Here is an 8,157-nt window from a genome sequence, read left to right as displayed (position 1 = left end):
TTGTATTGTATTGTATTGTATTGTATTGTATTTCATGTTTTGATAGGATTATCATCCTATCCTTTAGAAAGACGTCACTTCGTGACTGGTTCTGATTTAATCCCAAAGGTATTTTTCATCGTAATCCGTTTTGTATTTATCCAGGATATTAATGAATTCTGTTTTGAAATCTTCATTTTCATGATGTTCTCTTTGGTTTGTAATATAATTAATCGTTGCAAAAATATGTTTTTGGCTTACCGAAAAAGCGCCGTAACCATCCTGCCAGAAAAAATCTTGATATTTCCTTCCTTTTGTTTTTATCCATCTTGAAGAATGAGCTTTTATTTCCTGAACCACTTTCATCAACGCATATTTTGGTGACAAAGTCAAAAGAATATGAATGTGATTATCTGTTCCTCCAATCTTGATGGAAGGGCTACTAAGATTTTTGCATATTGTGGATATATAGGCAAAAAGTTCTTCTTCAATGCTTTCATCTATAAAATCATTTCGGTGTTTTGTACTGAAGATAATATGAACATAATTTTTAACTAACGATTGTGACATTTTCTTTGTGTTTTAATAATCTATGTTGATAGGATTATCATCCTATCCTTTAGTAAGCCGTCCCATCGGGACTACTATCGTATTCATTAATTCTTTTATTTTTTCTAAGTCTTTAATTCCAGCTTCCAATTCAAACTTTGAGTTAATATCAATTGCAAATGGTTGTTGGTTTACAGTTGATAGTTGATGGATGTTTTCCAGAGAAATTCCGCCGCTCAGAAAATAAGGTATTGGGATTTCAACTTCATTTAAAATATTCCAGTCGAAAGTTTTTCCGGTTCCGCCAAATGTTTGGCTGTCATTATCAAATAAGAAATAGTTGATGCTTAACAGGTTTTGGTTGATGGTTTTTTGTAATTCGTTCGAGGATTGGTTTCCTATTCTTATGACTTTGATTATTTCAATTTTTGGATTGAGTTTTTGTTTTAATTCTGAAATGAAATGCTCGGTTTCATCACCGTGAAGCTGAACGAAATTTAAGTTTGCCTTTTCTGAGATTTCAATAATATTTTCGAACCTCTCATTCACAAAAACACCTACTTTTCCATGATGTTGAATTTCTGAAATTTGCTCTAAACTCAAGTGATTTAAAACATATCTTGGAGATTTTTCGTAAAAAATAAAACCGAGAAAATCGATTTTCAATGCCACTAATTCACGAATTTGATGTAATTGAGTGAGCCCGCAAACTTTTATTTTTTTCATAAATCAATTAAATCCTTTATTTGTTGTAGTTTATCTTCAATATTACTATTAAGAATGCTTAATTTTTTATTGAAATTTTCATTAAATGTGAGTGAATATTGTTTCCAAATATTTGAGCTTAAAGAAATAATTTTATAAAAATCAATTATTATAAGCACTGTTTCTTCTATTTCAACATCAATAATAGAATTATAGAATTTTTCAAAACTGTTTTCATAATGACTTGCGGCTCTGTTTCTAATTTTACTTATATGAGGATAAGCATTGTTAAAATTTTCAATTGAAGTTAGAAGTGTATTAAAATCAGGTTTTAAACTCGGATATTTTGAATCAAAAATAGTTTCATAAAATGATTTTTTATTTCTAATTTTTATTTTACTAAAAATTTCATGAATAACTAAAAAAGAATTTCTAATAAAAAATAATTGTTCCCATCTATTTTGTGATTGAATAAGATTTTTGGTATTAATTGCTAAATCAAGTTGGGCAATTACTATAAATGTTTGAAATTTATAAAATGTAATAAATTCATTAATGTCTTTATTTAACTCTTTTTGCATATCTAAATTATGCTTAGCAAGAAACTTCTTGACTTCTGTATATCTGTCTTTTGTATTTTTATACTGATCAATGAGTACTGGAAATTCTTCTAATACCTTATCACAATTCAAAATCAATTTTTCATATTTCATTATCTTATTTTTTTTATAAACTCTTCAAATATATTTCCAGGATTTTCATGTTTCATAAAATATTCGCCCATTAGAAATCCATCAAATCCCTTTTCTTTTAAATACTTGAAATCATCCATATGATAAATTCCGCTTTCAGCAACCGACAAAATATTTTCTGGAAGCTGGTTTTTCAGATTAACAGAATGCTGCAAATCAACCTTGAAATCTTTTAAATTCCGGTTATTAATTCCCACCAAGTCAATTTCTGAATTAAAATGTTTCAGCTCTTCCTCAGTGTGAATTTCCAACAAAACTTCCAGGCCCAACTCATGGGAAAGCTGGGTGAATTCCTGAACCTGCTGAGGTGAAAGACACGCCGCGATTAACAAAACTACATCAGCTCCCATACCTTTTGCTTCATAAAACTGATATTCATCAATCATAAAATCTTTTCGCAGAATCGGAATATTGATGTGATTTCTCACATTTAAAATATCTTCGAAACTTCCTCCGAAGAAATCTTTATCCGTTAAAATAGAAATTCCGCTCGCTCCGAATTGTTCATAAGCTGAAACAATTTCTAAAGGAAAAATTGTATCATTAATGATTCCTTTTGATGGAGACTGTCTTTTAAATTCAGCAATAATTCCGGATTTTGATGTTAAACTTTCTTTAAGTGAACAAGTTTTTCTCGCGAAAAATTCTGAATCTTTCAACTGTTGTACAGAAACTATTGTTTTTGAATCTGAAATTTCCTGTTTTTTTCTTGCTATGATTTTATTGAGAATGTTCATTCTTTTAAGGTTTTATAATTTTAAGGCAAGCCATTTTTTGTTTCCTGTTCGTTCTACCGTTTCTTTTAATGTACTCTGTATTGTATGACCGTAAAAATCTTTAACATCAGTGCTTGCTCCATTTTTTAACAGTAAAACCGCAATGTCGTAAAGATTATATTGAATAGCTTTTAAAAGAGGAGTTTGTTTATCGTCGTTGGTTTGGTTCACATCAGCCCCTTTTTGTATTAATAAATCTACTGCGTTAAGATTTTTTTCGTTCCAGACCGCCACAAGCAGTGCTGTTTCCCCATTGTCTCTCTGTATATTTACGTCTGCACCATTTTCAACAAGATATTTTGTGATTTCGAAATTCGTTTGCCACAAAGCCTCCGTTAGCGGAGAAACACCTCCGAAGCCTTCGCTCTTTTGGTTGATATTGGCACCGTTTTCTACGAGATATCTTACTTTTTCGATGCAATTTGAGGAAACTGCTTCTATTAATGGTGTTCTTCCGTACTTTTCAGTATTTATTTTCGCATCTTTTTTTATTAGGAAATCCATAAGTTCCGTTGAACACGATTCGTTTCCTGATGCACTGGAAAGTGGAGTGGTACCGTTTTTCGAAACCGAATTGATATTTCCGCCTTTGCTCACAATCTTCTTTGCAATGTCAGCAAATCCTTTTTTGCAAGCCCACATCAGAGCATTTTCTCCGTCCTTCGGATTGGTATAGCTTACATCAGCACCTTTATCTATTATTTTTGAAATAACTTCCTGGAAAATAGTTTCGCTGAATAATGCATCCAAAAGCGTGTTTCTTCCTGTTTCTTTACTGAAGCTATTCACGTTTATATTTAGATCTAACAATTTTTTAGCGATGTCGTTCCATTCATAAGCTAAAGCCCATTGCAAGGCAGAAGTTCCATCTGAATCTTTACTGTCAATTTTAGCATTTGCGTTGTTGTTCAATAGAAACTTTGCCATTTCCTCATTTCTGTTAGCACAAGCTAAGAAAAATGCAGTATGTCCTGCTTTATTTTGAAGATTAATACTCGCATTGTTGTCGAGCAGCAATTCGGCAATTTTTATTTGATTGTAAAAAGTTGCTAGCATTAGCATTGTCCATTCTTTATTAGAAGCATCCGTTGCATTCTCTTGTCTTCCTCCTCTAAAAAATCCATCAAATCTGTAATCTACATCGGTTCCTTTGCTGAGTAAATCTTGAACACCTTTAACATTTCCATTTCTAATGATTTCTATTATTTTTTGGCTTTCCGCTTTAGAAAGTTCCACCATTTTTTCCTGAGTTTTCACAACCGGAATTGTTTTTTTCTCAAGGGGTTTATCTTTACAAGCTTGTAATGAAAAAGAAAAGACTAAAAATATGAGCAGTTTATTCATTTGTATCTTATTTTTAATGATTAACTAATTGCTTCAAACAATGTAACGCTTTTCGACTTTCCAGACTATCTTTTGCCAGATTCAGGCAATCATCGTAAGTTCCAAATTTATTGGTATGATATAATGCAACGGCTGCATTTGCCAAAACCACTGCATTTTGTGATTCTGTTCCTTTTCCTTCTAAAATATTTTTGAAAATTTCTGCTGTTTCATCAGGATTTTTTCCAGCCTGAATATTTTCAGGATGAACAGTTTGAAAACCTAAATCTTCCGCCGAATAAATATTTTCCCCATTTTTTGTAATAATTTTGCTGTCATGGGTAAGACTGATTTCGTCATAACCATCCATTCCATGAACTAAAACAAAGTCCCGGATTTCTTTCTGAAGCAAATACTGATAAATTCTCGCAATTTCAAGATTATAAACTCCAATCACCGAAAGTTGAGGTTTTGCGGGATTCACCAACGGACCCAAAAGGTTGAAAAAAGTTCTTAAACCTAAAGATTTTCTTAATGTAACAACCGATTGTAAGGCCGGATGAAAATAGGGAGCGTGAAGGAAACAGATGTTCGCTTTTTCCAAATCCTGATTCAATTCTTCGGAAGTTTTTTTGAACTGATAGCCCAAAGCTTCCATCACATTGGATGAACCTGTGATTGTTGAAGCCCCGTAATTGCCATGTTTCGCCACTTTTTGTCCGGTTCCTGCAACGACAAAACTTGCCAAAGTGGAAATATTAATGGTATTTTTTCCGTCACCTCCTGTTCCGACAATATCAATTGTATCGTTGGTACTCAAATTTACCGGAACCGCCATTTGCAGTAACGCTTCTCTGAAACCTTTCAGTTCTTCCAGCGTAATATTCCGCATCAGAAAAATGCTTATAAAAGCAGTGACTTCCGTTGCGTTGAATTTATTCTGAGCAATCTCAATCATTATTGCCTTCGCCTCAGATTTGGATAAGGTGTGATAATTGAACAGGTATTGTAGGATTTCTTTCATAGTGTAAATCGTTGTTGGTTTTTAGTAATTAGTTGATGGTTTTTAATAGTTATTTATTTCTATCAACCATCAACCAAAATCTATCAACCCAATAAAAAATTCTTAATAATCGTTTCCCCATCAGGTGTCAGAATACTTTCCGGATGATATTGAACACCATGAACATCGTACGTTTTGTGTTTCAAACTCATAATCATTCCTTTGCTGTCTGTACTTGTAATTTCAAGTTCATCAGGAAAACTTTCTGGGTTGACTGCCCAACTGTGATATCTTCCGACTTCCAGAGTTTGTGGTAAATCTTTGAACAGTTTATGTTCACTGGTTTGTATAGCTTCCGAAGCAACACCGTGATAGATTTCGCTGAGATTGATGAGGTTTCCGCCAAAAGCTTCTGCAATGGCCTGTTGACCCAAACAAACACCAAGAATACTTTTTGTAGGAGCATATTTTTTAATGAGATCCAATAAAATTCCCGCTTCTTCAGGAATTCCGGGACCGGGTGAAAGAATGATTTTGTCATATTTCTCAATTTCTTCTAATGAAATTTGGTCATTTCTGATAACGTCGACTTTTTCATTCAGAATTCTTTCGATAATCTGAACGAGATTGTAGGTAAAGCTGTCGTAATTATCAAAAACGAGAACCTTGGTTGTTGGTTGTTGGTTATTGGTTGTTGGGTTTGAAATATCTGTCATTATTTTGTTTTGTAATAATTAATAAATCCGTTTAATAACTTTTTGCAAACTGTAATCTGATTTTGTTGCTAGTTTTTATCATTTATGTATTCTAAATCTGATGATAAATAAAACTGTGTTTCAAATTCAAAAAAGAGACCTCTGGCAATAAAAAGAAAATGTATTGTTTCTTTGAAGTATTTCTTCCACAACCTTCTGCAATATTTGAAGGAACGGAAACCGTACATCTTCTCATTTGATTTGTCAATCCAAAAATTTCTTCTTTTGGGTAACTTTTTGTTGAATCTTAAACAAGTTTCGTTAGTTTTCTCGATTCAATCCAAACATCTAAATTTTTTTGTTCCATATTTATGCTTTTAAAATCTATCAACTAACAACAATCAACCAAGAACTAAATTTTCTGCCTTTTCCACCGCTTTTTTCAAAGCATTGAGCTTGTTGTTTACTTCTTGTAACTCGCTTTCAGGCTTTGATTTTGCCACTAATCCCGCTCCGGCTTGATAATACAGCGTATTGTTTTTGCTTAAAAAAGTACGGATCATAATGGCCTGATTGCAATCGCCATTCAAACCAATCATACCTATGCAACCACCGTAATAACCGCGAGAATCTTTTTCATATTCATTGATTAGCTGTAAAGCCTTATGTTTTGGAGCGCCACTCAGAGTTCCCTGCGGAAAGGTGGTGGCAACCATTTCAAAAGGATTGGTGTTTTCCTCCAATTCTGCCGTAACCTCGCTCACCATGTGAATAACATGAGAAAAAAGCTGGATTTCTTTGAGTTTCGCAACCGTTACATTTTTTCCTAATTTTCCCAGATCATTTCTTGCCAAATCGACCAACATCGTGTGTTCTGCATTTTCTTTCGGGTCGTTTTTTAGAGATTCGATAGATTGTAGATCGGTTTCAAAATCGCCGGTTCTCTTGAAAGTTCCTGCAATTGGATGAATGATGGCCTTGTTATCTTTTATAATCAGTTGACTTTCCGGACTTGAGCCGAATAATTTGTAATTTCCATAATCAAAATAAAAAAGATATGGCGACGGATTGATATTTCTTAAAGCACGATACACATTGAACTCATCGCCTTGAAATTTCTGCTCGAATCTTCTGCTTAAAACCAACTGAAAAACATCGCCCCGCATACAGTGTTTCTGGGCTACTTCAACCAATTGTAAATAGTCTTCATCGGTTATATTTGAAGTTTCTTCTGCTGTTTTTTCAAAAGGATAAACGACTGCATTTTTGTTTTTAATAAAATCTTCCAGGGTTCTAAATTCAGATTTTACCCCGTCAATTTGATTTTCAATAAGATGCATTTCATCATTAAAATGATTGATTGTAATCACATATTGATACAGTCTGTAACGCAAAATAGGAATTTCAACTTCTTTGCTTTGAGGCTTAAATATTACATTTTCAAAAAACTGAACGGCTTCAAAACTTGTATATCCAAAAAGTGACTGGGCTGTTTCTTCAATTTTATCGTGTGTTTTTTCGCATTCGAAAGTTTTAGAAAAATTGTTTAATAATTCAGAAATATTTTCATTTTTCAATGATTTCTTTTCAGGAGCCTGATGGGGAAGTTTAATTTCGTATTCGTTTAAATTTTTAATCTCAATTCCGGCAATGGCATTCACGGCAATAAATGAAAAATTATTGTCGATATTTTTAGAATCCGAGCTTTCCAGAAGAATGGTATCACGGAATTTGTCTCTGATTTGCAGGTAAATATTCATCGGGGTTTGAAGATCGCCCAATGTTTTTTTAGATTTTGTTTTAATTTTTATAATGGAATTCGACATTTTTTAATTTTTGAGATTTAGACATAAAAAAAGACTTCAACGCAATCGTCAAAGTCTCTGTATATTTTTCTATAAATTCCGGCTGTAATTCAACAACAAGACCATAGCTTCAGACCCGACGAAGAGTTTGAAAGCCACCACCAATTTTTGTTGTTTGAAATAATCATAGGACAAATGTAGAAAATTTTTTAATACTGAAAACAAAAATTTCAAAAAAGCTAAAATTTATTTACTCTATTTTGAACGTTAAACCTTTCTACGCTAATATTTAACCACAAAAGAAACAAAAGATATTAGAATTTTATTTTAGAAACCTGTTTAAACTTTTATTTTTCTTAGAAACAAGATAGAGAAAGCTAAATAATGTAGATTTATCCAAGTGATATTCAATTTTTCAAACCTTATTAACAGCGCTTTGAAATTATCCAACCAAGCATTGGCTTTCTCTATCTTGAATCTTCTTTTATATAACTCATTATCAAAGTACTTTTCATTTTTTGTATCCCCGTTACGAGGATTTTCTTTGATATTTCCGATAATTTCTTTTTT

At 32.5% G+C, this 8,157-nt stretch carries 9 protein-coding genes and 1 pseudogene; all 10 read right to left on the bottom strand.

Annotation, left to right across the window (positions count from 1 at the left end):
* Nucleotides 1–96: 96 nt before the first annotated feature.
* Nucleotides 97–549: an IS200/IS605 family transposase gene (gene tnpA, locus ACR1PN_RS20275; RefSeq protein WP_433981513.1), complete on the bottom strand. Its 453-nt coding sequence runs from the start codon at nucleotides 547–549 to the stop codon at nucleotides 97–99.
* Between the two features lie 42 nt (nucleotides 550–591).
* Nucleotides 592–1,254 carry a phosphoribosylanthranilate isomerase gene (locus ACR1PN_RS20270; RefSeq protein ID WP_433981512.1) on the bottom strand — a complete coding sequence of 221 codons (663 nt, stop codon included), beginning with the start codon at nucleotides 1,252–1,254 and terminating at the stop codon, nucleotides 592–594.
* The gene (locus ACR1PN_RS20265; protein ID WP_433981511.1) at nucleotides 1,251–1,946 is read right to left on the bottom strand and encodes a hypothetical protein; all 696 of its coding nucleotides are present in this window, start codon (nucleotides 1,944–1,946) and stop codon (nucleotides 1,251–1,253) included. Before ACR1PN_RS20265 ends, ACR1PN_RS20270 begins: the two co-directional genes overlap by 4 nt.
* Nucleotides 1,946–2,722, bottom strand: coding sequence for an indole-3-glycerol phosphate synthase TrpC (gene trpC, locus ACR1PN_RS20260; RefSeq protein ID WP_433981510.1), 777 nt, complete (start codon nucleotides 2,720–2,722; stop codon nucleotides 1,946–1,948). The genes ACR1PN_RS20265 and trpC overlap by 1 nt, the downstream gene beginning before the upstream one ends.
* 12 nt (nucleotides 2,723–2,734) lie before the next feature.
* Entirely contained in the window at nucleotides 2,735–4,105 is a 1,371-nt protein-coding gene (locus ACR1PN_RS20255) for an ankyrin repeat domain-containing protein (protein ID WP_433981509.1), read from the bottom strand.
* Between the two features lie 13 nt (nucleotides 4,106–4,118).
* Nucleotides 4,119–5,108 (bottom strand): anthranilate phosphoribosyltransferase, encoded by a 990-nt coding sequence (trpD, locus tag ACR1PN_RS20250; RefSeq protein WP_433981508.1) that lies wholly within the window; start codon nucleotides 5,106–5,108, stop codon nucleotides 4,119–4,121.
* A gap of 83 nt (nucleotides 5,109–5,191) precedes the next feature.
* Nucleotides 5,192–5,803 carry an anthranilate synthase component II gene (locus ACR1PN_RS20245; protein WP_433981507.1) on the bottom strand — a complete coding sequence of 204 codons (612 nt, stop codon included), beginning with the start codon at nucleotides 5,801–5,803 and terminating at the stop codon, nucleotides 5,192–5,194.
* Between the two features lie 91 nt (nucleotides 5,804–5,894).
* Nucleotides 5,895–6,038 (bottom strand): four helix bundle protein, encoded by a 144-nt coding sequence (locus ACR1PN_RS20240; RefSeq protein WP_433981506.1) that lies wholly within the window; start codon nucleotides 6,036–6,038, stop codon nucleotides 5,895–5,897.
* 145 nt (nucleotides 6,039–6,183) lie between these two features.
* A complete protein-coding gene (locus ACR1PN_RS20235) occupies nucleotides 6,184–7,608 on the bottom strand; it encodes an anthranilate synthase component I family protein (RefSeq protein ID WP_433981505.1) in 1,425 nt (474 codons plus the stop codon).
* 318 nt (nucleotides 7,609–7,926) lie between these two features.
* Nucleotides 7,927–8,157: pseudogene (locus ACR1PN_RS20230) on the bottom strand (IS5/IS1182 family transposase); the annotation flags it as partial.

It is taken from the genome of Chryseobacterium sp. RLHN22, assembly GCF_051011795.1.
Taxonomy (GTDB): Bacteria; Bacteroidota; Bacteroidia; order Flavobacteriales; family Weeksellaceae; genus Chryseobacterium; species Chryseobacterium zhengzhouense.
This window is presented reverse-complemented; position numbering and strand designations above follow the sequence as displayed.

Excerpts from the sequence above, each read along its gene's own strand:
- trpD (WP_433981508.1), bottom strand. The coding sequence starts at position 5,108 with ATGAAAGAAATCCTACAATACCTGTTCAATTATCACACCTTATCCAAA.
- tnpA (WP_433981513.1), bottom strand. The coding sequence starts at position 549 with ATGTCACAATCGTTAGTTAAAAATTATGTTCATATTATCTTCAGTACA.
- trpC (WP_433981510.1), bottom strand. The coding sequence starts at position 2,722 with ATGAACATTCTCAATAAAATCATAGCAAGAAAAAAACAGGAAATTTCA.
- ACR1PN_RS20270 (WP_433981512.1), bottom strand. The coding sequence starts at position 1,254 with ATGAAAAAAATAAAAGTTTGCGGGCTCACTCAATTACATCAAATTCGT.
- ACR1PN_RS20245 (WP_433981507.1), bottom strand. The coding sequence starts at position 5,803 with ATGACAGATATTTCAAACCCAACAACCAATAACCAACAACCAACAACC.
- ACR1PN_RS20240 (WP_433981506.1), bottom strand. The coding sequence starts at position 6,038 with ATGAGAAGATGTACGGTTTCCGTTCCTTCAAATATTGCAGAAGGTTGT.
- ACR1PN_RS20255 (WP_433981509.1), bottom strand. The coding sequence starts at position 4,105 with ATGAATAAACTGCTCATATTTTTAGTCTTTTCTTTTTCATTACAAGCT.
- ACR1PN_RS20265 (WP_433981511.1), bottom strand. The coding sequence starts at position 1,946 with ATGAAATATGAAAAATTGATTTTGAATTGTGATAAGGTATTAGAAGAA.
- ACR1PN_RS20235 (WP_433981505.1), bottom strand. The coding sequence starts at position 7,608 with ATGTCGAATTCCATTATAAAAATTAAAACAAAATCTAAAAAAACATTG.